This is a genomic window from Gramella sp. MAR_2010_147 (assembly GCF_900105135.1).
Lineage (GTDB): Bacteria > Bacteroidota > Bacteroidia > Flavobacteriales > Flavobacteriaceae > Christiangramia.
This window is the reverse complement of sequence record NZ_LT629741.1, coordinates 884,975-910,195: the sequence shown is the minus strand read 5'-3', so window position 1 is coordinate 910,195 and position 25,221 is coordinate 884,975. Positions and strand designations below refer to the sequence as shown.

The following is a 25,221-nucleotide window of genomic DNA, read 5'->3' as shown; positions in this document are numbered from 1 at the left end:
TTGATTGATGGATTGCTATTTTAGAACCATTCAAATGTATTATTGTTATTAATACTGGACAAAACATTTCTATAAAATCAAGTTAAACAGACTTTGTTTTGTTTATTTAAAAATTAAATTTGCTAAACAAAAATCAGGAATTGCTATTATGGAAGAGGTGGAATTGAAAAAGGCAACGTTGGCTGGAGGATGTTTTTGGTGTACGGAAGCAGTTTTTCAAAGACTGAATGGGGTAGAGAAAGTAGTTTCAGGCTTTACAGGCGGGGCAATTAAAAATCCCGCATACCGTGAAATTATAACAGGAAGAACGGGACATGCTGAAGCTATAGAGGTCGAATTTGATCCAGAAAAAATTAGTTTTGAAGAATTACTTTTGGTATTCTTTGCTACACACGATCCAACTACCCTGAACAAACAGCAAAATGATGTTGGAACCCAATATAGAAGTGGTATTTTCTATCATGATGATGATCAAAAACTGAAAGCAGAGGAAGTAATTAATTTACTGGGAGCTGAGAAGATGTTTAAAGATCCTATTGTTACAGAAGTTAGTGAGGCTTCCGCGTTTTATATTGCTGAGGAAGAACACCAGGATTTTTATAATCAACATAGACAACAACCATACTGTCAGTTTATTATTGATCCTAAGATTACGAAACTGAAAAAATTATTTTCTGATAAATTAAAATAAAATGGCTTACAAATACTTTGAAGAGTATAACGAAGAAATCACCGAAAACATGAAAACTAACTTTCATGATATTATTAAAGGTGTAGGAGAGGACCCGGGAAGGGAAGGTGTGTTGAAAACACCGGAAAGAGCAGCCAAAGCCATGCAATTTCTTACACAGGGTTATTCCATGGATGCTGAAAAGATCCTTAAAAAAGCTGTTTTTGAAGAGAGCTACGATGAAATGGTCGTAGTAAAAGATATTGAGCTGTATTCACTTTGTGAGCATCATATGCTTCCGTTCTTTGGAAAAGCACATATCGCCTATATTCCAAATGGAAAGATTATCGGACTTAGTAAATTACCTAGAGTGGTTGATGTTTTTGCACGCCGGCTGCAGGTTCAGGAAAGGTTAACGCATGATATTCTGGAGTGTTTAAATAGAACCCTACAGCCTCAGGGTGTTGCTGTTGTAATTGAAGCCGTGCATATGTGCATGATGATGCGTGGCGTTCAAAAACAGAATAGTGCGACCACTACATCCGGTTTTCGCGGGCAATTCAAGGAAATTGAAACCAGAAATGAATTTCTGAAATTAATCAGTTCAGACCTTCGCTAGTCTTTTGGCACTTTATTTGATTTATTTTGAATAAAATCAAATAAAATGAGATTATTTAAAGATAAAACTTTTATAAAGGGACTTGCTTATGATTTGGCCGGTATGGCTACTGTAGCAATTCCTGTTATTGGTCCTTTTCTGGATCTTGCCTGGGCGCCCTACGCTGCCAAGAAAATGAGAGAAATGTATCCCGGAAAGAAAGGAAAATTAGCTTCAGTTCTGGTTTTTATTGAGGAGATTTTACCAGGAACCGATATTATTCCAACTTTTACTTTGATGTACCTCTATACTCACGTATGGAAAAAAGAACCCTCGAAAGTTCAGATTATTGAAGTTGAAAATTATTAAAGAATATTCAATTAGTTTAAAAAAAAAGGCTGTTAGATTTTTCAACAGCCTTTTTTAATTCTGTAAAACTTATTAGCTTAATTCCTTAAATACTAATATTGGCAGAAAACATGATATTTCTTCCAATATTAAAAATACCATCCTGTTTTAGCCTGGATAAATGTGAGATATAAGTTTTATTGAGCAAATTGGTGCCACTAAGCCTTAGATCTAATTCTATTTGATTTAGATTCAATACAGTTCCAAATCCTGCTCCTAATAAACTATAAGCATTGGTTGCTGTTTCAAATCTTCCTGGATTATTCTGTTTAAAGACATTCTTAAGCCGAACAAAAGTATATTTCTGGCTAAATGTTTTTCCTTCTTCAAATTCTATTCGAAAAGTATTAGTTAATGAAGTTGCCGGGATAAGAGGTAAATATCCTCCATCATTTAGTTTACCGGTCACCGTTTCAAAACTACTTTCCAGGTGGAGCCAGTCTAATGGATGGGGGTGAATGTGAACACCAATTTCTCCCCCATATAGATTGGCATTTGCCTGCTCATATCTAAAAACAGGTTCATCATCAATAGTTTCTTCAGTAGGATTAATAAAAATATAATCCTTAATATTATTACTAAATGCATTCACAAATGCTTCAAAATGAACATTTCTCCATTCCAGAGCCAGGTCTACCTGAAAATTTTGTTCGTTATTCAGATCTGGATTTCCAATTTCATAACGATTTGCCCCATTATGATCTCCATTTGAAGTTAGCTCAGATAAATTTGGAGCACGAAAACCGCTGGCCAGATTAAGCCTTGCAATGAATTTTTGGTTTAAATGATATTTTGCCCCAAGCGCTGCATTAAAACTTTCAAAACTCCTGTCTACGCCTTCAATAAGATCACCGTCTTCCGCCAGAAATTCATCAGTTTCAAGGTTTCTGGTGTCAAATCTTAATCCCCCCTGAAAATCCCAACTTTCCAGGTGATAATGTGTTGTGGCAAATATCCCAAAGTCTAATGTTTCAGCATCAGGGATTAAGATTTCCTCCCCAAAATTGCGATTGGTCTGGTACATACCCTGAATTCCGGCTATGGTTTCAAACTTCCCTAATTTTGGTAGATTGTACTTGATGTTATAATTCAAAGTTTCCAGATGCATTTCTAAAGAAGGTTCACCAGATTCTTCTTCTTCCAGGTGTTCTTCTTCGGTTTCTTCCTCCTCATGGTGATGTTCTTCAAATTCTTTTCTATCATTGAATTGGTATCCCAGCTTAGCATCCAGACTTGAATTTCCAAAATAAAACTGGTTATCCAGGCTTAATACATGATTATCAATTTTCTGAAAGGGTAGAAGTGGTTCCTTGTCTTTAGATTGTGCACCAAGTTCCTCTGGTATTCCAATTTCACTTCTATTAAAATTATATCTTAAATCGGCTTTGTAGTTCTTATCCTGGAAGCCAGCACCTGCTTTAATATCTTTTTCATTGAACCTGGTATTGGTTACCCGGGTATCATTTCCGTCTTTATAATCGCTATGCGCAGCATAACTTCCACGGGCAAGAAATTTTAATTTTTCGCCGGAGGTTTTAGCCATAAGACTGGTTTGATAACCTATAGTATTGCTAAAATAATCGGTTTCAATTGCGGCATTGGTCTCTCCAGCGGCAGCATATCTTTCAGGATTTAAATAAAGGACTCCTCCAATAGCATCGCTACCATAGAGCAGTGAAGCAGGGCCTTTTATAACTTCTACACTTCCAATTCCCTTAGAACTAATACCCAATCCATGCTCATCTCCATACTGCTGATTTTCCAACCGCACACCCTGGGTATAAACTAAAACCCTGTTGGAGCTAAGCCCCCGAATCACGGGTTTGCCAATCCCCACTCCGGTAGTTAGACTTTCTACTCCGGCAATTTGAGTAATTCCGTCAGCAAGGTTTAAAGCGCCCTTTTTATTTAATTCAGAAACGCTTTCACGTTCTACCTTCATGACATTTTCACTTTGAAGCTGATGAAATGGAGTAGATATAATTACTTCTTCTATTTCTATAGCTGAAGGCACTAATTCTATAGTGATTTCTTCAGAAGGAATTTTCACTTCGAAGCTTACAGTTGAAAATCCTATGGAAGATATAACTAATTTATAAGTTCCATCTGGTAGATTTTTAAGAATGAATTTTCCATTGAGATCACTAATTGTACCTTTTTCTAACTGAGGAAGATAAATATTGGCACTAAAAACAGGCTCACTAGAATTTGAGTTTTTAATATTTCCTGATAATTGATTTTGACTATAAATAATAGTATTCACTGCAAATAGCAGTGTAATTAACAATGTATTTCGCATTGGTAAAAATTAAATGATTTATGTTTTTTGCTTTATAAAAGTTGAGACTTAAGCAAAAAATGGAGGCCCTCTAAGATCAAAATGCAGAGGTTCATATTCATTTAAAAATTGATAGTAGTCAAATATGCCTTCTTGGGTTACCTGAATAATTACAGGCTCAAAAGCAGAAAAATTAATAGTTAAGGCTGAATTTTTATGGAATTTGTGTAATTCACAATCCAGGGCTTTGTTATGATAATGCTTCTCAGCATAATTATCACAAATGGTATGATCGTGACCAGTAAAAATATGAGAAAAACTTACAGAGGAAGGCAGCAGTAGTAATACTGCTGTAAATACAAGAAATATTTTCTTAATTAAATTCACCTTAAGCTTTAAATACTTTTGCTAAACCTAATCTACTCAACATTTTCTTTTCAAAAGCCCAGAAAAACTGAAACTGACCAAAGATCCATCCAAAGAACACCAAAAGAACCTGGTAAATTGGAAATATTAAAAAGATTCGAGCAAACCAGTAAATCGCCCAATGGCTGGTTTCCTGATAAATCCCGAGTAAATTCACAAACGGACTCGCTAGCTTAGCCGCAGTAGATCCAGTGATTGCAAAAACCAGAAATATGATGAATAATTGCCAATTGGAATCTATTCCCCAGCGATCTTTCAATTTTTTCATGCAGCAAATATAAGGAATTGACGAAAGAATCAAATTCTTGTAGGGACACTAAATCTTTGGTTATAATGCCTGCTAAAAAAAACAAAATAGTTATATAGTAAATAATTCACTTCGTAACCATAATCTATATTTGCGTCATAATTGATCTGATTGATGTAAAGATCTGGATTGTATCTAAATGGTTGGTTTACCCTCTGGTTATATTCTGTAACGAGGAACTGATTTTTATTTTCAAGATAAGATTGGGAATGATAACCTCTTGGTCTCGCATAAGAATTTATGAATAAATTAAAACCAGGTTCAATGATGATGATCTCGTATTCCAGGCTGTCATTTGCAATACGCACAGTATCATTTTCGGCATTGTCGATCTTGTCTGAAGGAAAGTTTTTTCCGCCAGATGAACCGCAGCTATATACGAAAAGACCTAATAACACTATGTATACAATGTTTTTCATTCTTTTTTTTATTTATTATGATCAAAAATTATTCCTGTTTTAACGGCCGCCAGTATAACCTCCCAAGATGCTTTTATCACCGCTTCCGTCCTTTCTTCCCAAGGTGATCTCTTCGCTGTTATCAATAAAATTAGGGTCATCCTGGTTTTTAATCAGAACTTTCACAAAATTTTCATCATATATTGTTTCAATTCCGGCTAAGGTTTTTAAGATATTTGAGATTTCCACCTCATTTTTATCTCTTATTTCTGAAATAATTAAGGTAAGAATCGCAGTAGAAATATAAATTACTTTTTTAAAAGTTTCCAAATTAAGATCAATGAGCACAAAAAGATCTAGAAAAACTTTTTGCTCTTTTTTGTCTAATAAGAGGTTTAATTCTCGTTCTCCAAATTCTATTAAATCACCGTTTTCTATAAATTCAATTAAGTTGTTGGGTCTGCTATTATCTGGAACTCCATTGGTCATGTAAAGGCTAAGCAGTGCAGGTAATGATTGCACAAAAACTTTTTGAAGTTTTTCCTTTTCAAGACTGGTAAGGCTGCAACTTTGTTCTAAAAGTCGCTCTCCAGCATAAGTCCTAAAAATATCCAGAATATTAGCCACGTTAGAATGATTTTTACAATTATATAGTAAGTTAGCAAGTTTAAGACTGGATTTTCCCAAGGAAATAATAAAAAAGCCGATGAAGATGTTTCATCAGCTTTAATTTAAGATCAAAGTCTAAAAAAATTATGCTTTTGTCTTTTTAAGGATAGAGATGATCTGCTCAGCCAGTTCAACCCCAATGCGTTCCTGGGCTTCATTTGTTGAAGCACCTATGTGCGGACTAAGTGAAATACTTTCATTCATTAATAACCTTATCGCAGGAGTAGGTTCATTTTCATAAGTATCCAGAGCCGCGAAAGAAATCTTTCCAGATTCTATACCTTCAAGCAAGGCTTCTTCATCCAGAACTCCACCACGGGCAGTATTGATGATCCCAACACCATCTTTCATTTTCGCTATTTCCTTAGCTCCAATAACAGGACTATCCTGGGCTGGAACATGCAGTGTTATATAGTCTGAATCTTTGATGAGCATGTCTATAGGTTCTGTTTTAATGGGAATTTTGATGCTTTGATCGTTATAGAACTCCAGGGTTATTTCTACCTCTCCAATATTTTTATCACTTGCGATCACCTTCATTCCAACGCCCAACGCAATTTTGGCAACCTCACGGCCAATTCTTCCAAAGCCTATAATGCCCAGAGTTTTCCCTCTTAATTCAATGCCTCCAGCATAGGCTTTTTTTAGATCTTTAAACCTGGAATCTCCCTCAAGAGGCATATTCCTGTTGGCATCGTGTAATTTTCGCACACCTCCAAAAAGATGAGCAAAAACAAGCTCAGCAACCGAGCTTGAAGAAGCCGCAGGGGTATTAATAACAGCGATGCCTTTGCTTCTGGCATATGCAACATCAATATTATCCATTCCAACGCCTCCACGACCTATTACTTTAAGATGGATACAATTATCAATAATATCTTTCCTTACACTTGTAGCACTTCTTACAAGGAGTACGCTAATGGCATTTTGATTCAAGTAATCCTTGAGCTGCTCTTGCGCTACCTTTTTGATAATAACTTCAAAACCGGCATTCTTTAGAGTTTCTGCTCCACTTTTCGAAATACCATCATTTGCTAATACTTTCATTCTTGAAATGATCTAAAATTAGTTTTATACTTTATTCTCCAGTTCTTTCATGCAATCAACCACCACCTGAACACTTTCCAGCGGTAATGCATTATACATAGACGCGCGGTAACCCCCAACACTTCTATGCCCGTTTAATCCATTCACCCCGGCATCCTTCCACAATTTATCAAATATTTCTTTATGGGATTCATCAGTGAGGTTAAATGTTGCATTCATAGCAGAACGATCTTCTTTAGCGGCAAACCCGGTAAACAAAGGATTTCGGTCTATTTCAGAGTAAAGAAGATGAGCTTTTTCATTATTAAGCGATTCCATTTCCTTTAAACCTCCTTTAGATTTTATCCATCTTAGCGTAAGCATGGATACATAGACCGCGTAGACCGCCGGAGTATTGAACATACTGTCTTTACTAATATGAACAGAGTAATCCATCATAGAAGGAATTTTTCTGGAAACCTTACCAAGAATATCTTCCTTAATTACTACAAGAGTGGTTCCCGCAGGCCCCATGTTCTTTTGAGCTCCGGCATAGATGAGATCAAATTTAGCGAAATCCAATTCTCTTGAAAAGATATCACTACTCATATCGCAGACCATAGTTTTACCTGTGGCTGGAAATTCTTTTATTTGAGTACCGAAGATGGTATTATTACTTGTGCAATGGAAATAATCAATATCCTCGGGGATAGCGTAAGATTTCGGAATATAATTGAAGTTTCTGTCTTTAGAAGAAGCTACTTCTGTAATTTCTCCAAATAATTTAGCTTCTTTAATCGCTTTAGAAGACCAGGTACCAGTATTTAGATAAGCAGCCTTTTTCTCAAGCAAATTGTAAGCTGCCATTAAAAACTGCATGCTGGCTCCTCCCTGTAGGAATAGTGCTTTATAACCTTTGTCTTTTAAACCTAATAATTCCAGCGCCAGCGATTGTGCTTCATCCATAACTGAAACAAAGTCTGCACTACGGTGAGAAATCTCTAAAATCGATAAGCCTGAATTATTAAAATCCAGGATAGCCTGTGAAGCTTCCTTAAATACTTCCTGAGGTAGGATACAGGGGCCTGCGCTAAAGTTGTGCTTTTTCATAAATATTGGTAGTTGATTATAACAAAGATGCCAAAATTAGAAGGCAATTGTTGTTATGGAAATTATAAGATTAGAGTTTAGAAAGAAAGTCTATAGTATCAATATTATCTGCGTAATCCCAAAGCTGGGGTTTTTGAGTTTGTCCAAAGTTAACTTCTTGTTTATTCCCTTCGTTTTTCACGACACACTGAATTTTATCTGCATTTTCTTTTAAAATAGTTTTCAATTTTTGTTCATTCTCATATGTTTCATAGAATAGGGTAGCGATAGGAGAACCAAAGCTTTTATCTTCTTTCAACATTAAAAATCCATTGTCTAGCAACTTAAATTCACTCATAAGATAGACCGCTTTATTATAATCGTAATTATTGGCGTATTTATCCTGATTTATGATAGGATTCCAATCATACATTGATTTAAAGAACAAGTCGAAATCATAATTTTCAGGAACATAAAGTTTTGAAACATTTCTACATCCCAGGCCATAATATCTAAAAATGTCTTCACCTAGTTTTTGAAGTTCTTCTTTTTTTTCGCTACCAGTAATAATTGCAACTGAATTCCTGTTCTTTCTTATAATACTAGGTTTATTCTTAAAATAATATTCAAAGTATCTGGCTGTATTATTGCTTCCCGTGGCGATAACTGCGTCAAAATCTTTAAGTCTATCTTCTGTGAATTGTATGCGGTTTTCATAACGACTATCAAGATTCATCAAATAGGCTGCTATCACAGGGAGTAACTGTTTATCGTTGGTAGATAGCTTTACCAGAACTTTATGTCCGGAAACCAAAACTGAAAGAAAATCATGAAATCCAACCAGGGGAATGTTTCCAGCCATGACGATTCCAACGGTTTTTTCACTGCTCTTTGAAAGATCATAATCTGCAAGCCACAATTTTAAATTACGTGTGGTTAAAGCTGTGGCCCACTCCTGTAGCGAAAAGATGATATTTTCCCGATTAAACCATCCATTATAATGAATGGCAGCATCTATTTTCTGATCCATTTCATTAAAGAATTTATCATTTCCTGGAATATCCTTATCCTGAACAGAATTGGATACCTGAAACTGCTTCAGGAATTTTCCTAAAGTGATTAGATGTGATTTATGGTCATCAATTGTCATCGTCTTATTTGGTTAAGAGGTCGTCCTATGTTAAATTTGTGCAGCGAAATTAAAGTTTCCGGAGCTTATAACCATAAAATTTCCTAAAAGCTACCGGTCTTTTTTCAATGAGTTTTTAAATTTACAAATAAAAGAAGAGCTATGGCAATTGTTATAACCGATGAATGTATAAACTGCGGGGCCTGTGAGCCAGAATGTCCTAATACCGCAATTTATGAAGGTGCTGATGACTGGAGGTATGCTGACGGAACCGATCTTGAAGGTAATGTAGTACTTCCAAACGGTAAAGAGGCCGATGCAAATGAAGCACAGGAACCTATAAGCGATGAACTCTATTATATAGTACCAGATAAATGTACAGAATGTCAGGGGTTTCATGAGGAGCCGCAATGTGCAGCTGTATGTCCTGTAGACTGTTGTGTGCCTGATGACGAGCATGTAGAAAGTGAAGAGGAATTATTAGCGAAACAACGCTTTATGCATCATGAAGATTAATCAAATGCAAATCGCATAGAGTAAAACCTATTGCTATTTATTAAATAATCAACAAAAAAATCCCTGCTTTTTTAGCAGGGATTTTTTGCTTCTTTATTCATCATTTATCCTTCGTTTTATCTTATCAATGGCATTTTGAATAGATTTTTCCGGTTCAATTATGTTATTACTTCCCCAGAATTCAGAATCATAGAATCCTGCGACATCATCTACCATTACGATATTCGGGTTAATTAGATCAACTGTTTTTTTCCAGTCGTTACCGGCATATGCCTGCCAATCTGTAACCACCATTTCACTGTTTATCTTGTATTTAGAATTGAATATCTTCCTCTTCCAGTTTACAACATATTCCAGCTGAGCTTTTCCGTAGGCATAATGCCATTTTCCATTACTTTGAGCATAATCAACCTGGTAATTTAATTCGGTTGGATACACTTTAGAACCGTTTGGCTTTTTCTTTACAAACATTGCTGCGGCAGCATCTCTATCGTCTACATTTAAATTATAATCAGCTTTAACCAGGGTAGAGGTTTCTGCATCAATAAAAAGTTTACCGTAATACCAGGGATCAGACTTATCATTTTCCTTAAAGTCTATAACATAGGTATACCTGTCATTAATCTTAGTGGGCTCATCAAATTTAAAATCATAACTATTAAGCATTTCCGGTCTTAAAACATATTCTGTATATTTCATCATATCCAGGTATAGCGTATTAAAAGGTCCTCCACGTAATTTTAAAGCCAGTGTATCCAGTTTATCATAATTAGTACTTTTACGAGCTTTATAGAGGGAAACTAGGTCCTTTTTCGAAGAATTATAAGGACTTTTGAAAATCTTCACAACGGCTTCTGAAAGACTAACATTGTTCCAGCCTTTTTTGATGGTCTCTCTATAAAAAGAAGTCATTAAGCTTTGATCTGAGAGATAATTATCATCTTTTTTATCAAGCATTTCTTTAACCAGCAGATTTGCATTGGTAGCCTTATATAGGTTTACTTCTGTTAGCTCTTCTACTGTTTCTTCAAGTTCTATTCTTGTACCTTCTGGCTTAAAATAATCAAGAGGTAAAGTTTTACTTTGAAAACCAAGTACAGAGATAGTGACCGTTGCTTCGGTAAGATCTTCAGGTACCTTAAGGGAAAACTCTCCATCTGAATTTGTTATAGTAGAGATATTACTATTATTCAATGATAAATATGCTGAAGATATCGCTCTGCCATTACTAGCATTTACAACTTCGCCGCGATATTCAACGTATTCAATATCTGCAGGCTGATAAGCAAAACTGTGTGTCGATATAAAAAACATGCATGCCAAGAAAACCATGGAAAGCATGCTACCTTTAAGAACTGTATCAAATTTTTTCATAATTGCTGAATTAAGTTTGAAATAAACTTATACAATATAATGATTTTCAGCCTTAATATGATGTGAAACTGCTAGTATTTGACGCGAATAACTACTATATTTTTTATAATTTTTGCTTTACATTAAAAATATGATATAATTAAAGAGGTGTTTTTGCTATATCGTGAATAAATGAGTCTTAATTTTGAAAGATAACTTCTCAACAAAGTCTGCCGACTATAAAAAGTTTCGACCAGATTATCCAAATGAGATCTATGACTTTATAAAATCAAATGCACATGGTTTTGGGAAGGCCTGGGACTGTGGTACTGGAAACGGGCAGGTAGCTGGAAAATTAGCTGAATTTTTTTATCATGTAGAGGCCACAGATATTAGTAGAAATCAATTAAAGCATGCGGTTAAAAAAGCCAATATCAATTATTCAATTCAGCCTTCGAAAAAAACAGATTTTAAAAACGATCAATTTGATCTCATTATTGTTGCTCAGGCAGTACATTGGTTTGAATTTGAAAAATTTTATGCCGAAGTTAAAAGATGTCTAAAGCCTGATGGAATAATTGTGATCATGGGCTACGGGCTTTTTAAATCTTCTCCTGGAATTGATCATATCATCTCTCATTTTTATAATAATGTAATTGGTTCTTATTGGGATCCTGAACGAAAATATTTAGATGAAAACTACCAGGCGATTCCTTTTCCCTTTAGTGAAATTAATACTCCGGAATTCCAGCAGACTTATAATTGGGATATAGAACATTTACTGGGATACTTACGAACCTGGTCTGCCGTAAAACATTATGAAAAGGAAAATAACTACGATCCTGTAAAATTAACCGAAGAAAAACTACGTGCCTCCTTTGGAAAGAAGAACCGGATCACATTTCCAATACTTTTCAGAATGGGGAAAATTACCGGATAATGATCAATATTTCTACACTTGTAATCTTACTGAGCCTTAGTTTAGTAACTATTCTGCATCAATAATTTGGTGGCATGAAATATGCAAACTGGTACCACGTTAATAAGTTGACTAAAACCAATAGCTTATGAAGAAGATACTCTTCGTTTTTTCGGCTGTATTATTCAGCCTGAATTGTGTAAATGCACAGATATATGCAGACAACCAGAATGCATCAGTAACAGAACAGGTGCTGAAAGAATTAAATAGGGAACGTTCACTTTTAAGTCAGAATTTGGAATTCCGAATAAAAGAGATCGATTCCAAGATCACCAATCTGGATGAAAGTATTAAGAATACAAATTCGGCTTCAGAAAAGGTTGAGAAGTTACTGGAGCGAGTTAAATTTTTAGAAGAAAGACAGGAGGAGATAGATAAAAACACGATTAGTGTCTACAAATACAATTATAGCTCTGCAGTCTTAAATCTAGCCTCCATGGAGAGGGAAATAAAACCCTTGAACCTTTTTAACACTTCCCGTGAATTTTATACTACACTTGATGCCGTTGGGAATCCTATGAACTATGAAGGTTATCAGGAATGGTTCGGGAAATTTAAAAAATATATTGCCGAAGAGCAGGAAGATAATGCTCGTTTGGCCGCCCTAAACCATATGTTACAAGTTACTGGAGATCTTGCTAAAGGAACTCCGTTTACAGGAATGTTTGCCGGGAGTTTGTTTGATGGGATTAGTAGTTTTATTGGTTCTTTAAATAGACGAGATAAGGAGTTGAGAGAACAAAGCATGGACATGCTTAAGCTAACAACTTCTATAGCTCAATTCACCCATGATAAAGATCTTATAGAAACCGAATGGGAGGGAATCAATAAAAGTTTAAATGAGCTGAAAGAACTTCAAAATAAAGCCATGGAAGATAACCTGGTAGAGATCCTTGATCTCAAAAAGAAGAATTTCACTGAAAAATTCACGAATGAAACCGATGCTAAAAAGCGTACCCAATATATTCTTGATATTTCAAAAATTGCTGAAAACAGGATCGTAGAAGAACGTAAAAATAATCCTGAAAACTGGAAGCAGGAATATCATGATCAAATGCTAAGTGTGCAAAATCTAAAAATACGTTTTGGGATGTTAACTTTTAGAATTCTTGAGAACCTGGATAAGTATGAAAAGCTTATTCATAAATACCAGAATGATCCATACTTAAAGAATGAGATGAATAATTTAAAATTGAAACTGGATCTTGTTCGAAACAGTTTTGAATCAACTTTTAATCCCCAGGAATATATTAAAGCGTCTAATGAGATGTATATAGTGGAATAATTGAATCTTTGTCTCCAGTAGTGTATACAATGATATTTGATTCCTTTAAATTGATCTATAAAATAAGGGCTGTCTAAATTATGGATTTTAGACAGCCCTTATTTTATTTCAGGTGATTTTATAATCTAATATTGAGCTTTGCATAATAATAAGCTCCTCCAAATCCCATTTGAACAGCATCCCAATATCCGCCGGCTTCTGTCCAGTCATCCTGCTGGTCTGGATATACATTAAACAGGTTATTGCTTCCTACGTTCAGTTTTAGTGATTCGTTCAATTTAAAACCTAGATTAAGGTCGGTCACGATTTTTGATTCATAAACATCTGATGCAGCTGCCACCTGGTTTGCCAGACTGCCATAATCTGCTACATCCTCAAACATTTGGAAATCCAAAAGAGTAACATCACTAAATCTGGTTAATCCTAAGGCTATATCAAACCAGTCCTGATTATAATTCAAATTCAATGTTAATTTACTGTCGGGTGCTGAAGCAAGTAAAAATGATTTGTCCCTTTCACCAAAAAAGGTTTGTTCATTAAGATCAGCATTTTTTACATCGGTAATGGTCATATCATTAAAATTCCCAATAAAGCTGGTGGAAAGTTTTCCTTCTCCAAGTTCAAATTCATGCGATAGTACAATATCCAATCCTAGTGTCTCGGTATCGGCACCATTAGCGAAAAACTGGGCCGCTTCTACGTTATCAATTTGCGGAGCATCAAAATTTCCTGTTAATACAATACGATCCTGAACATTGATAAAATATCCATCTACTGTGGCAGTAAACTTTCCAAAATTGGCGGTGAAACCTAAAGAGGCATTAAAAGCGGTTTCCTCTTGTAGTGGTCCAATGCCAAAAGATGCGGTCACCGGACTATTGTTTGGAGACAAAAGAGATTCCAGTGCTTCCCCACCTACAAAATTGGTAAATTTAAGATTGTAATATATCTGAGCTAAAGAAGGAGCTCTAAAACCTGTACTCACAGATCCTCTTATATTAATATCATCTGTAGCCTTTAACCTTGCAGCTAGTTTTCCATTAATCGTACTTCCGAAATCACTATAATTTTCAAATCTTGCTGCCGCAGCCAATAAGAAAGCTTCTGTAAATTCAAATTCGGCATCTGCATATAGGGACACGTTAGATCTGCTTCGGTCCACTTCATTATCTGGTCCGTATCCAGGAAATCCCTGGGAACCGCCCGGTCTTGGATCTCCAGTTACCGGATCTATGGGCTGTTGCTGCACATCTGGATTGGTTATTGGGATACCATCAACATCATAGGTGGCATACGAAGCTTCTTCACCGGCAAAAATTTCAAAATTCTCAGTTCTGTATTCTGCTCCAAATGCAAAGTTTACACCCTCGAGCATGTCTTCATAATATTTAGAGAAGTCAAGGTTAATAACATTCTGGCTTAAACTATGACCGCCTGCATCGAAATCTGTGGGAGAAATATCACCTAAAGAAGCATTGATGGTGCCTTTAATGTAATAATGAAAAAAGTTCTTTCCCCAGGTATTACTAAGATCTATATTCCAGCCGCTTTCAGTTTGAGTTCTGAAACCTGCTGCAACAGAATTATCTGTAATTATAGAGGTGATTCTGGGAGTAAAACCATTTGGATAAACACTTATAACATTTCTCGCAGTGGGATTGTTACGTGTAAAGGCAAAGGCATCGGTATCCCGATAGTTTCTACCTCCAAAAGCATAAAATTCTGAATTATCTGATAACGGAATCGCAATGTTCCCCATAAAATTTAAACCTTCAATAGAAGCCTCGCCAAAACCACGTCTAAAATCGAATCCAGGACGCAGCGTTTTATTTTTGTTTAGATACTCCATTGTGAAGTTGGCATAACCTTCTTCAGCGATCTCGAATCCATAATTTGCAGCAACTTTTAAAGATCCACCATCAAAATTCTGATCATCGCTAATGGCATTTCCGTCTCTATCTGTATCTAATCGATTTCCATCGGTATTTGGAGTCCCCTCGGGGAAGTCACCATCAGCATTTGTATTATAAAAACCATAGTTAACACTTCCACTAAATTTTTCTACAGCATCTTTCAAAACAATATTAATAACCCCCGCAATAGCATCAGAGCCATATTGGGCAGAAGCACCATCTCTAAGAATTTCGATTCTCTTAATAGAAGAGGCGGGTATGGCATTGAGATCGGTTCCGGTATTACCACGGCCTCGGGTTCCAAAGATATTGATAAGTGAAGACTGGTGTCTACGTTTTCCATTTACCAGCACTAATGTCTGATCTGGCCCCAGACCTCTTAGCGATGCAGGGTCTATATGATCTGCACCATCTGAACCAGATTGCTTATTGGCGTTAAAGGAAGGCGCGGCATATTGTAATAGTTCATTTACTTCGATCTTTCCAGTCTGTGTATTCACTTCGCTTACATCAATCACGTCTACTGCTACTGGCGTGTCTGTTGATGTTCTTTTCGGACTCCTGGAACCAACAAGTTGTACTTCGCCAAGGGAGACACCATCGGCTAATACAATATCCACCTGTTGTCTTCCGTCTACAGCTACTTCTTTTTCTTCGAATCCTACAAAACTAAAGACCAGTGTGGCTTCAGCACTTACTTCAATTGAATAGCGACCATCAAAATCTGTTGAGGTACCATTTTCAGTTCCCTTTTCGAATACATTTACACCGGGAAGCGGGGTCCCGGAATTATCTGTAACTACACCGGTAACTTCCTGTGAAAAGAGAAGTATGGGTGTTAGTAAGACTGCAATAAAAATTGAAAATTTAGTCATATTGTTGTTTAATTTGTTAATTAGTTTTAACAATATATGTAAAAACCAGTAGATTATTAACGAATTGATATTTAGGTTTTATTATTGTTTCTTATGTAAGAATTAAACCTTTTTTATTTTCAACTGCCACTAAAAGCTTATCTAAAGTTTTAATAAAAATCTTAGGATTAAAGCCAGTAAGTATTTATGAAATACTCTTAGATAATACCTATCTTTGCAGCCGCAAAAACAAAAGCATCTAAACTATTTTATATGAAAGCTGGAATTGTAGGACTACCTAACGTTGGAAAATCGACACTTTTTAATTGTTTGAGTAATGCCAAAGCTCAAAGTGCAAATTTTCCTTTTTGTACTATAGAGCCTAATGTTGGTGTTGTGAATGTTCCAGATCAAAGATTATTAAAGCTGGAAGAACTGGTAAATCCTGAAAAGGTAATTCCTGCAACCGTTGAGATCGTAGATATTGCGGGACTCGTAAAAGGTGCAAGCAAAGGAGAAGGTTTAGGGAATCAGTTTCTAGGTAATATAAGAGAAACAGATGCGATCCTGCATGTACTAAGATGTTTTGAGGATGATAATATTGTACATGTTGATGGCTCTATCAACCCTATAAGAGACAAGGAAACTATCGATATGGAACTTCAGCTTAAAGATCTTGAAACAGCTGAAAAGAAACTGGAAAAAGTTAAAAGAGCCGCCAAGACTGGTAATAAAGAGGCACAGAAGGAAGAAGCAGCTTTATTAAAGGTAAAAGCAGGGCTTGAAGCAGGGAAATCTGTAAGAGCTATAGATCTCAATGAAGAAGAAAGAAAAGAGTTTATCGCACCTTTACAGTTCATTACAGATAAGCCTGTTATGTACGTTTGCAATGTAGATGAAGACGCCGCAGTAAATGGCAATGCCCATGTGGAAAAGGTGAAAGAAGCTGTTAAAGATGAAAATGCCGAGGTTTTAGTGCTTGCAGTGGGAACTGAAGCAGACATTACCGAACTGGATGATTTTGAAGAAAGACAAATGTTTCTTCAGGATATTGGTTTAGAAGAACCGGGTTCTGCAAAACTCATTCGAGGTGCTTATGAATTGCTAAACCTTCAAACATATTTTACTGCAGGTGTAAAAGAGGTGAGAGCCTGGACTATACCAATTGGCTCTTCGGCACCACAGGCTGCCGGAGTGATACATACCGATTTTGAGAAAGGCTTTATTCGTGCTGAGGTAATTGGTTATGATGATTATGTGAGTTTAGGAAGTGAAGCCAAGGTAAAGGAAGCAGGTAAAATGCGCGTAGAAGGGAAAGAATATATCGTGAAAGATGGCGATGTAATGCATTTCCGTTTTAATGTTTAAATAGAGATTGGAATACCATTTTAGGAGGCTCTATAGAAACCGGAGGATTAGTACATATAATTATTATTCCATCTAGATTTTAAAATCTCACTCCTCAAATCTAATTAACATTTCTTCCGAAATCTTTGTTAATTACTTTAGCGTTGAACTATTTCAGTTTTTTAGCTATTACATTATATTTAGGCCATAACTCCATTACTACCTATGAGCGAGAATACTAAATATACCGAAGATAATATCCGGTCGTTAGACTGGAAAGAACATATTCGTATGCGTCCCGGAATGTATATCGGGAAACTGGGAGATGGATCCAGTCAGGATGACGGTATCTATATTCTTTTAAAAGAAGTTATCGATAATAGTATTGATGAGTTCGTGATGGGCGCCGGAAAGACTATTGAGATTTCTGTGCAGAATCAACGGGTCATCGTTCGGGATTTTGGTAGGGGGATTCCGCTTGGGAAAGTTGTAGATGTAGTTTCTAAGATGAACACGGGTGGTAAGTATGATACCCGTGCCTTTAAAAAATCGGTAGGTCTTAACGGTGTTGGTACGAAAGCAGTAAATGCGCTTTCTTCTTATTTTCGCGTGGAATCTTCCAGGGATGCAAAAAGTCACGCTGCTGAATTTGAGCAGGGCGAATTAAAAGATGAAGAACATCTTGATGAAACTTCCCGCAGAAGAGGAACCAAGATCACTTTTATTCCCGATGAGGTTATTTTCAAGAACTATAAATACCGAAATGAATATATAGAAAAAATGCTTAAGAACTATGTCTATCTCAACCCGGGATTGACCATAGTTTTTAACGGAGAAAAATTCTATTCTGAAAACGGCTTAAAAGATCTACTGGGGGACAGCATTCATGAAGATGATATGTTATATCCAATTCTTCATTTAAAGGGTGAAGATATAGAAGTAGCTATTACCCACAGTAAATCTCAATATAGCGAGGAATATCACTCATTCGTAAACGGGCAAAATACTTCACAGGGAGGTACGCATCTGGCTGCTTTTCGAGAAGCTGTAGTAAAAACAGTGCGCGAATATTACGGAAAGAATTATGAAGCCAGTGATATCAGGAAATCTATCGTTTCAGCTATAAGTATTAAAGTAATGGAACCGGTTTTCGAAAGTCAGACGAAAACCAAACTGGGTTCTACAGATATGGGAGGAAAACTGCCTACTGTAAGAACTTATATTAATGATTTCGTAAAAAGGAACCTTGATAATTACCTGCATAAGAATCCTGAAACTGCTGAAAGTCTTCAGCGGAAGATCCTTCAGGCAGAAAGAGAACGTAAAGACCTTTCCGGAATTAGAAAACTAGCCAAGGACAGGGCTAAAAAAGCCAGTCTTCATAATAAGAAATTAAGAGATTGCAGGGTTCACCTGGGAGATAGTAAACATGAACGTTGTTTAGAAACTACTTTATTCATAACCGAGGGTGATTCTGCAAGTGGATCTATAACCAAAAGCCGTGATGTGGTTACCCAGGCAGTTTTTAGTTTAAAAGGAAAACCTTTAAATAGTTACGGACTTTCTAAAAAGATCGTATATGAAAATGAAGAATTCAATCTTCTTCAGGCGGCATTAAATATTGAAGATTCTTTAGAAGACCTTAGATATCATAATATCGTGATCGCTACTGATGCTGATGTAGATGGAATGCATATTCGGTTACTATTGATCACTTTTTTCCTCCAGTTCTTCCCTGAACTGATCAAGGAAAATCATTTATATATTCTTCAAACTCCTTTGTTTAGAGTTCGTAACAAGAAAGAAACGATCTATTGTTACAGTGAAATGGAACGTAAACAGGCCATGGAGAAGCTTTCCGGAAAACCTGAGATCACGCGATTTAAAGGTTTGGGTGAAATTTCGCCTGATGAATTTGTTCATTTTATAGGAGAAGATATTCGGCTTGATCCGGTAATGTTAGACAAAGACAAGTCTATCGAAGAAATGCTCAGTTTCTATATGGGTAAAAATACCCCAGATCGCCAGGAATTTATTATCGATAACCTGAAAGTTGAACTAGACCTTGTTGAAGAGCTTGGAATATGAGATTTACCAATAAAACCGAGGTCAGAATAATTCCGTCAATTTATATCGTACTAGTTGCGGTATTTGTCACTAACATCTTTGTGAATATTGAGATCATGGCATCTTCAGATACTGAACAGGAAATTAGTTTTAGTCATTTTATCCCGAACATCGTGACTCTTTTACTTGGACTTTATGTGCACAGAATTGGTCAGACCTTTGACTTTGATAGTGATGGTGAAACCCTGAATTTCAAGAATAACGGAGTCTTTCTTTCAAAATTTATGGAATACCGGATAAAGAGAGCGGAATTTCCAAAACGTAAATTGGGAAAGTTCAAATTTATAGATTTCGGTATTTATTCGGCTTTGACCATTTATATCAACTCCAGAAGAAAAAAAGGCTATAGAAAATATACATTTAACACCACATTTTTAACCCAAAAAAAGAAAAGGGGAATGGTAGATTCTTTAAACAAAGTATTAGCAACCGTTCCTAAACCTACTGCCTAATGGAAGAAAATCAAGAAGGAGCTCAGGAGGAGCAGTTTGAGAGTAAAGAAGAACTTATAAAAGTAACCGGCATGTACAAAGACTGGTTCCTGGATTATGCTTCATACGTGATCCTGGAACGGGCAGTACCTGCAATTGAAGACGGTTTTAAACCCGTACAGCGTAGAATCATGCATTCTATGAAAGATCTTGATGATGGCCGTTATAATAAGGTTGCCAATATTGTTGGGCACACCATGCAGTATCACCCGCATGGGGATGCGAGTATTGGGGATGCAATGGTTCAAATTGGGCAAAAAGATATATTAATAGATACACAGGGAAACTGGGGAAATATCCTTACTGGTGATCGCGCTGCCGCTCCTCGTTATATCGAGGCCAGGCTTTCAAAATTTGCGCTGGAAGTTCTTTTTAGTCCGAAACTGACTGAATGGCAACTATCTTATGACGGTAGAAAGCAGGAACCGGTGAATCTTCCGGTGAAATTTCCAATGTTGCTTGCACAGGGAGCTGAAGGGATTGCGGTAGGATTAAGTACAAGGTTTTTACCACATAATTTTAACGAACTAATTGATGCCTCCATAAATCATTTACGCGGAAAAAAGTTCACTATTTATCCTGATTTTCCAACTGGTGGGATTGCAGATATTTCTAATTACAATGATGGAAAACGAGGCGGGAGAGTTCGAATTAGGGCAAAGATCAATCAGCTGGATAAAAACACGCTGGTGATCAATGAAATTCCTTACGGTACCAATACGTCCAGTTTAATTGACTCCATTCTCAAGGCCAATGATAAAGGGAAGATCAAGATCAAAAAGATCGAAGATAATACAGCAGCAGAAGTAGAGATCCTAATTCATTTACCAAATAACTTATCTCCAGATAAAACGATCGATGCTCTTTATGCATTTACGCAATGCGAAAACTCTTTAGCACCGCTTGGTTGTGTAATTATAGATCACAAACCAGTATTTTTAGGAGTTTCTGATGTTTTACGAAGATCTACAGATCATACATTACACCTGTTAAAACGGGAATTGGAGATAAAGCTCGAGGAGCTGGAAGAACAATGGCATTTTGCTTCTTTAGAAAGAATCTTTATTGAAAACCGTATTTATCGGGATATTGAAGAAGAGGAAACGTGGGAAGGAGTGATCCAGGCGATAGATAGAGGGTTAAAACCGCATACTAAACATTTAAAAAGAGCCGTAACCGAAGAAGATATCGTTAGGCTGACCGAAATTAGGATCAAGAGAATTTCAAAATTCGATATTGATAAAGCACAACAAAAGATCGATGCTCTGGAAGGCGAAATTGGCACTGTAAAACATCACTTAGATAATCTTGTGGATTTTGCTGTTGATTATTTCAAAAAACTGAAGAAGGATTATGGCACAGGAAAAGAAAGAAAAACTGACCTTAGACTTTTTGAAGATATTGAAGCCACAAAGGTTGTTATAAGAAATACCAAGCTTTATGTGAATAGGGCAGAAGGTTTTGTAGGTACATCGCTTAAGAAAGATGAGTACGTTACCGAATGTTCAGATATTGATGATGTGATCTGTTTTACTGCAGATGGTAAGATGATGGTAACAAAAGTAGACTCTAAAACCTTTATTGGTAAAGATATTATTCATGTTGCGATTTTTAAGAAGAAGGATAAACGCACCACTTATAATATGATCTACCGAGATGGAAAAGCTGGTAATACGTATGTGAAGCGTTTTGCGGTGACTTCAGTAACCAGGGATCGTGAATATGACCTGAGTCAGGGTAAGAAAGACTCCAAAGTACTTTATTTCTCTGCAAACCCCAATGGAGAGGCAGAAGTAATCACGGTACTTTTACGCCAGGTAGGAAGCATTCGAAAGGTGAAATTTGATCTGGATTTTGCTGAAATTCTTATTAAAGGCCGAAATGTAAAAGGAAATTTGGTTACTAAATATTCCGTAAAAAGGATTGAACTCAAAGAAGAAGGCGTTTCTACCCTGAAACCACGCAGAATATGGTTTGATGATACCGTAAAAAGACTGAATGTGGATGAACGTGGTGAATTGCTGGGTGAATTTAGAGGAGAGGACCGCCTGCTTATTGTAACCCAGGATGGAGTGGCGAAAACCATTAAACCGGAACTCACTACAAGATTTGATAATGAGATCATCGTTTTGGAGAAATGGATAAAAGATAAACCTGTTTCGGCAATTTACTGGGAGGCTGAAAAGGAACGTTTTTATGTAAAACGTTTTCTTATAGAGCATCCAGATAAAGAAGAGAAATTTATTTCAGACCATGAAGATTCATTTCTTGAGCTGGTTTCTACCGATTACTATCCAATGGCTGAAATAGTATATACCAAGCCAAAAGGAAAAGAACGACGGGAGAATGAAAAGGTTAATATTGAAGAATTTATAGCGATTAAAGGTATAAAAGCACTGGGAAACCAGCTTACTTCAGAAAAAGTGAATGAAATAAACCTTCTGGATCCTATGCCTTTTGTGAAAGAGGTTTCAGAATCAAATGAAGACAACAATAATGAAGACTCAGAAGAAGAGATCACCGGGGAATCTATTAAAGCCGGAAAGATTAAAACTCCTGATAAAAAATCAAATCCAGATGATCAACCCTCTTTATTTGATGAATAATGGGATTATTTAAAGAGTTCAAAGAATTTGCTGTAAAAGGCAACATGATAGATATGGCGGTGGGTATCATTATTGGTACTGCATTCAATAAAGTTGTTGATGTCCTGGTAAAGGAGATCATTATGCCGCCCTTAAGTATGCTTACCGACGGGGTTAGTTATGAAAATAGAAAGATCGTTCTTCGAGAAGGCTTTGGTGTTGAAGGTGGGGAAAATTATATAGAAGAAGTTTCTATTGGTTATGGTTTATTAATTGAGACCCTTATAGATTTCCTGGTAATTGGATTTGTTGTTTTTCTGGTAATAAAATTCATGAATCGATTTAGAAATAAGGCTCAGGACCCAAAAAACACTCAGGTTGTCACTCCTAAGGATATAGAATTACTTTCCAGTTTGAACGATAAAATGGAGGAGCAGAATAAGCTGCTACGTGAAAGACAAAATTAGTCTTCGTCAATTTTTCTTACTTCTCCTCTGGCTTTTTTAGGATCTCCTACCTGGCCATATTCAAATTTGTACCCATTTCTGGTTGTGGTAAGTATTTTAATATGAATTGGCTTTTCTTCTGCCATTCCCTGCGGATTCGTGTTTTTTAGTATGTATTCACAATCATTGATCCATCTAACCGAGGAAGTATCTGTCTTACCCTGGTATTCCTCAATTTCGATACTATCATTCCTAATAAACCTGGAAGATTGTAATTCACCATTTATGTAGGTTTCAAATTGAAAAGTACCGGTTTTAAAATCCTCACAGTTTCTCTGAGCATTGAAACAGGAATTGAATAGGAGAATAGCCAATAGCGGTAAGAATCTTTTCATACCGCAAATTAATTCAATTTAAACCGGATAATCAATTTTCAAAAGCCTCAAAACTACCATCAGTATAAAAAATAACTATTTTCTGAATCGTTTTTCCGGAACTTCCGGGAGTAAGAGAAACCGGATTTTCGTTTTCATACTGATGTAAATTCTTTTTTTCAAGTGATCGTGCTGGACCCTGAACTTTTTTATTATCAGTCCCAGTTTGGCCTTGGGATTCTGAAGTAGAAGGAAAATTTCCTTTACCATTTAACAACCAATACAATTCTACCTCGGGAAAATTCTTTACAACTTTCATTACAAAATCAAGACTCGGTTTATTTCTGCCCGATAGAATATGGGAAATAGAGGAGCGTCCAACTTCAATTTTATCAGCAAAGGATGCCGCTGAAATATCATGATATTCCAGAATTTTATTGAGCCTTGAAGCAAATTTTTCAGTGTTTACCATTGTAACATTTATAGGTGGAATCAGATGGTTACAAATGTAAATAATTATATTGAAACAATATAATTACATATGTAAACATTAACAATTCGATTCAATAATTAGATCAAATAAAATGTATTAATAGTCTAAAAAACAAACTTTTAAATATTCAAAATAAATTTATTGGATATTTTCCAAAGGGAGTATTCACCAAGACTAAAGTACAGTTTACAGTTGTATACAATATGCTATTATTTTCATGTTTACAATTGTAAAATATACATTGTTTAGTTTTGTAAACATGAAGAACTTAGAGCTGAGAGATCTCTTTGAGGATGACTCTTATAATCAGATAAAATTTAAAGAAGTTACAGGTAGGTATGTCACCAATTCCAGTCTTGAGATTGTCAGGGATCTATTTAAAAATGATTTTGAAGTTGAAGAATTGGGGAAATCTGTTGAGAATAGACCTGTCTATAAATTTAGAATTGGAACCGGTAAATTGAAAGTTCTTATTTGGTCTCAGATGCACGGCAATGAGTCTACTACCACCAAAGCTGTTTTTGATCTTCTGAATTCTTTCAAATTGAATTCTGAAGAAAAAGTAATTTCAGGTATCCTAAGTGCCTGTACCATATATGTAATCCCAGTTCTTAATCCCGATGGAGCCCAGGCTTATACACGCGTAAATGCAAACTCTGTAGATCTCAATCGTGATCTACAGGATCTTAGTCAGCCGGAAAGCAGGTTGCTGAAGGGTATTTATGAGGATTTTCAACCTGATTTCTGTTTAAATCTTCACGATCAACGTACCATTTTTAGCGCTGGGAAGAAAGCTGAATCGGCTATCTTATCATTTCTTACGCCGTCAAAAGATAAAGAGAGGAGTATTGATTATTCGAGAAGGCAAAGTATGAGCCTGATAGCTGGAATGGCTAAAGATCTCTATGCTTATTTGCCCGAGTCTATAGGAAGGTATGACGATGCATTCAATATTAATTGTGCGGGAGACACCTTTCAAAATTTATCTACTCCAACCATCCTTTTTGAGGCGGGTCACACTCCGGGTGATTATGATCGGGAAGTCACAAGAAAGCATGTTTACCGGGCTTTACTCTCTTGTATTTATCAAATTGCTCAAAATAATTCGAGAGATTTGGAATATGAAGAGTATTTTAAAATTCCTGAAAATCAGAAATTATTTAATGATGTGATTATCCGGAATGCAAAAATTAATGGAAAGCTAAAGGATGTGAGTATTCAGTTTAAAGAAACTTTAAATAAAAATAAGATTGAATTCGTACCGGTTATTGAGAGAATAGCTCCAAAAATTTCCAATTTTGGGCACAGGGAGATTGATGCAGAGGAAAATGTCCTGGAGTTTCCGGATAATTCAGAAATTACCGAAAACGTTATAGTTAATAAAATTATCTTAAATAGTGCAGAATTGGAGGTTAAATACGGATAATTATCCAATTAATTGTCAATAATTCAACGATTTT

At 36.0% G+C, this 25,221-nt stretch carries 24 protein-coding genes; 12 read left to right on the top strand and 12 right to left on the bottom strand.

Annotated elements, in window-relative coordinates; genetic code table 11:
• The first annotated feature begins 148 nt into the window (after positions 1–148).
• The 3 genes from msrA to BLT95_RS04015 are packed head-to-tail and all read left to right on the top strand — an operon-like array spanning position 149 to position 1,637.
• On the top strand, positions 149–691 hold the full coding sequence (gene msrA / locus BLT95_RS04025; RefSeq protein ID WP_089664854.1) for a peptide-methionine (S)-S-oxide reductase MsrA: 543 nt from the start codon (positions 149–151) through the stop codon (positions 689–691).
• A 1-nt stretch (position 692) separates the two neighbouring features.
• Complete coding sequence (folE, locus tag BLT95_RS04020) at positions 693–1,289, top strand: GTP cyclohydrolase I FolE (protein WP_089664853.1); 597 nt, start codon at positions 693–695, stop codon at positions 1,287–1,289.
• Between the two features lie 45 nt (positions 1,290–1,334).
• Positions 1,335–1,637: a hypothetical protein gene (locus BLT95_RS04015; RefSeq protein WP_089664852.1), complete on the top strand. Its 303-nt coding sequence runs from the start codon at positions 1,335–1,337 to the stop codon at positions 1,635–1,637.
• A gap of 85 nt (positions 1,638–1,722) precedes the next feature.
• Here BLT95_RS04015 and BLT95_RS04010 read toward each other — a convergent pair whose 3' ends face one another.
• The 8 genes from BLT95_RS04010 to BLT95_RS03975 all read right to left on the bottom strand — a co-directional run bounded on the left by BLT95_RS04010 (position 1,723) and on the right by BLT95_RS03975 (position 9,019).
• Positions 1,723–3,975 carry a TonB-dependent receptor gene (locus tag BLT95_RS04010; protein ID WP_089664851.1) on the bottom strand — a complete coding sequence of 751 codons (2,253 nt, stop codon included), beginning with the start codon at positions 3,973–3,975 and terminating at the stop codon, positions 1,723–1,725.
• 48 nt (positions 3,976–4,023) lie between these two features.
• Positions 4,024–4,341 carry a hypothetical protein gene (locus tag BLT95_RS04005; protein WP_089664850.1) on the bottom strand — a complete coding sequence of 106 codons (318 nt, stop codon included), beginning with the start codon at positions 4,339–4,341 and terminating at the stop codon, positions 4,024–4,026.
• A gap of 1 nt (position 4,342) precedes the next feature.
• Complete coding sequence (locus tag BLT95_RS04000; protein ID WP_089664849.1) at positions 4,343–4,648, bottom strand: DUF6787 family protein; 306 nt, start codon at positions 4,646–4,648, stop codon at positions 4,343–4,345.
• A 29-nt stretch (positions 4,649–4,677) separates the two neighbouring features.
• The gene (locus BLT95_RS03995; protein ID WP_089664848.1) at positions 4,678–5,106 is read right to left on the bottom strand and encodes a DUF6146 family protein; all 429 of its coding nucleotides are present in this window, start codon (positions 5,104–5,106) and stop codon (positions 4,678–4,680) included.
• A 39-nt stretch (positions 5,107–5,145) separates the two neighbouring features.
• Positions 5,146–5,712 carry a hypothetical protein gene (locus BLT95_RS03990; RefSeq protein ID WP_157718011.1) on the bottom strand — a complete coding sequence of 189 codons (567 nt, stop codon included), beginning with the start codon at positions 5,710–5,712 and terminating at the stop codon, positions 5,146–5,148.
• Between the two features lie 126 nt (positions 5,713–5,838).
• Positions 5,839–6,801 carry a D-2-hydroxyacid dehydrogenase gene (locus BLT95_RS03985; protein ID WP_089664846.1) on the bottom strand — a complete coding sequence of 321 codons (963 nt, stop codon included), beginning with the start codon at positions 6,799–6,801 and terminating at the stop codon, positions 5,839–5,841.
• 24 nt (positions 6,802–6,825) lie between these two features.
• A complete protein-coding gene (serC, locus tag BLT95_RS03980; RefSeq protein ID WP_089664845.1) occupies positions 6,826–7,890 on the bottom strand; it encodes a 3-phosphoserine/phosphohydroxythreonine transaminase in 1,065 nt (354 codons plus the stop codon).
• Between the two features lie 70 nt (positions 7,891–7,960).
• Positions 7,961–9,019 carry an acyl-CoA reductase gene (locus BLT95_RS03975; protein ID WP_089664844.1) on the bottom strand — a complete coding sequence of 353 codons (1,059 nt, stop codon included), beginning with the start codon at positions 9,017–9,019 and terminating at the stop codon, positions 7,961–7,963.
• Between the two features lie 141 nt (positions 9,020–9,160).
• On the opposite strand from BLT95_RS03975, the gene BLT95_RS03970 reads away from it, so the two are divergent.
• Positions 9,161–9,514: a 4Fe-4S dicluster domain-containing protein gene (locus BLT95_RS03970; protein ID WP_089664843.1), complete on the top strand. Its 354-nt coding sequence runs from the start codon at positions 9,161–9,163 to the stop codon at positions 9,512–9,514.
• A 93-nt stretch (positions 9,515–9,607) separates the two neighbouring features.
• Here BLT95_RS03970 and BLT95_RS03965 read toward each other — a convergent pair whose 3' ends face one another.
• Entirely contained in the window at positions 9,608–10,888 is a 1,281-nt protein-coding gene (locus BLT95_RS03965) for a carboxypeptidase-like regulatory domain-containing protein (protein WP_089664842.1), read from the bottom strand.
• A 184-nt stretch (positions 10,889–11,072) separates the two neighbouring features.
• On the opposite strand from BLT95_RS03965, the gene BLT95_RS03960 reads away from it, so the two are divergent.
• Positions 11,073–11,807 (top strand): class I SAM-dependent methyltransferase, encoded by a 735-nt coding sequence (locus tag BLT95_RS03960; RefSeq protein WP_089664841.1) that lies wholly within the window; start codon positions 11,073–11,075, stop codon positions 11,805–11,807.
• Between the two features lie 127 nt (positions 11,808–11,934).
• Positions 11,935–13,131, top strand: coding sequence for a hypothetical protein (locus BLT95_RS03955; protein WP_089664840.1), 1,197 nt, complete (start codon positions 11,935–11,937; stop codon positions 13,129–13,131).
• 118 nt (positions 13,132–13,249) lie between these two features.
• On the opposite strand, the gene BLT95_RS03950 is transcribed toward BLT95_RS03955, so the two are convergent.
• The gene (locus BLT95_RS03950) at positions 13,250–15,919 is read right to left on the bottom strand and encodes a TonB-dependent receptor (protein ID WP_089664839.1); all 2,670 of its coding nucleotides are present in this window, start codon (positions 15,917–15,919) and stop codon (positions 13,250–13,252) included.
• 252 nt (positions 15,920–16,171) lie between these two features.
• Here BLT95_RS03950 and ychF point away from each other — a divergent pair, with 252 nt between their 5' ends.
• The 5 genes from ychF to mscL all read left to right on the top strand — a co-directional run bounded on the left by ychF (position 16,172) and on the right by mscL (position 22,915).
• On the top strand, positions 16,172–17,266 hold the full coding sequence (gene ychF, locus BLT95_RS03945; RefSeq protein WP_089664838.1) for a redox-regulated ATPase YchF: 1,095 nt from the start codon (positions 16,172–16,174) through the stop codon (positions 17,264–17,266).
• Positions 17,267–17,470: 204 nt separating this feature from the next.
• The gene (locus tag BLT95_RS03940; RefSeq protein ID WP_089664837.1) at positions 17,471–19,333 is read left to right on the top strand and encodes a DNA topoisomerase IV subunit B; all 1,863 of its coding nucleotides are present in this window, start codon (positions 17,471–17,473) and stop codon (positions 19,331–19,333) included.
• Complete coding sequence (locus tag BLT95_RS03935) at positions 19,330–19,824, top strand: hypothetical protein (protein ID WP_089664836.1); 495 nt, start codon at positions 19,330–19,332, stop codon at positions 19,822–19,824. Before BLT95_RS03940 ends, BLT95_RS03935 begins: the two co-directional genes overlap by 4 nt.
• Entirely contained in the window at positions 19,824–22,469 is a 2,646-nt protein-coding gene (locus BLT95_RS03930; protein WP_089664835.1) for a DNA gyrase/topoisomerase IV subunit A, read from the top strand. Before BLT95_RS03935 ends, BLT95_RS03930 begins: the two co-directional genes overlap by 1 nt.
• Positions 22,469–22,915, top strand: coding sequence for a large conductance mechanosensitive channel protein MscL (mscL, locus tag BLT95_RS03925; RefSeq protein WP_089664834.1), 447 nt, complete (start codon positions 22,469–22,471; stop codon positions 22,913–22,915). The genes BLT95_RS03930 and mscL overlap by 1 nt, the downstream gene beginning before the upstream one ends.
• Here the strand turns inward: mscL and BLT95_RS03920 are convergent.
• Complete coding sequence (locus BLT95_RS03920) at positions 22,912–23,289, bottom strand: DNA topoisomerase IV (RefSeq protein WP_089664833.1); 378 nt, start codon at positions 23,287–23,289, stop codon at positions 22,912–22,914. The genes mscL and BLT95_RS03920 overlap by 4 nt on opposite strands.
• A gap of 31 nt (positions 23,290–23,320) precedes the next feature.
• A complete protein-coding gene (locus tag BLT95_RS03915; protein ID WP_089664832.1) occupies positions 23,321–23,740 on the bottom strand; it encodes a helix-turn-helix transcriptional regulator in 420 nt (139 codons plus the stop codon).
• Positions 23,741–24,020: 280 nt separating this feature from the next.
• On the opposite strand from BLT95_RS03915, the gene BLT95_RS03910 reads away from it, so the two are divergent.
• Entirely contained in the window at positions 24,021–25,187 is a 1,167-nt protein-coding gene (locus BLT95_RS03910) for a M14 family zinc carboxypeptidase (protein ID WP_231896408.1), read from the top strand.
• The last annotated feature ends 34 nt before the right edge of the window (positions 25,188–25,221 follow it).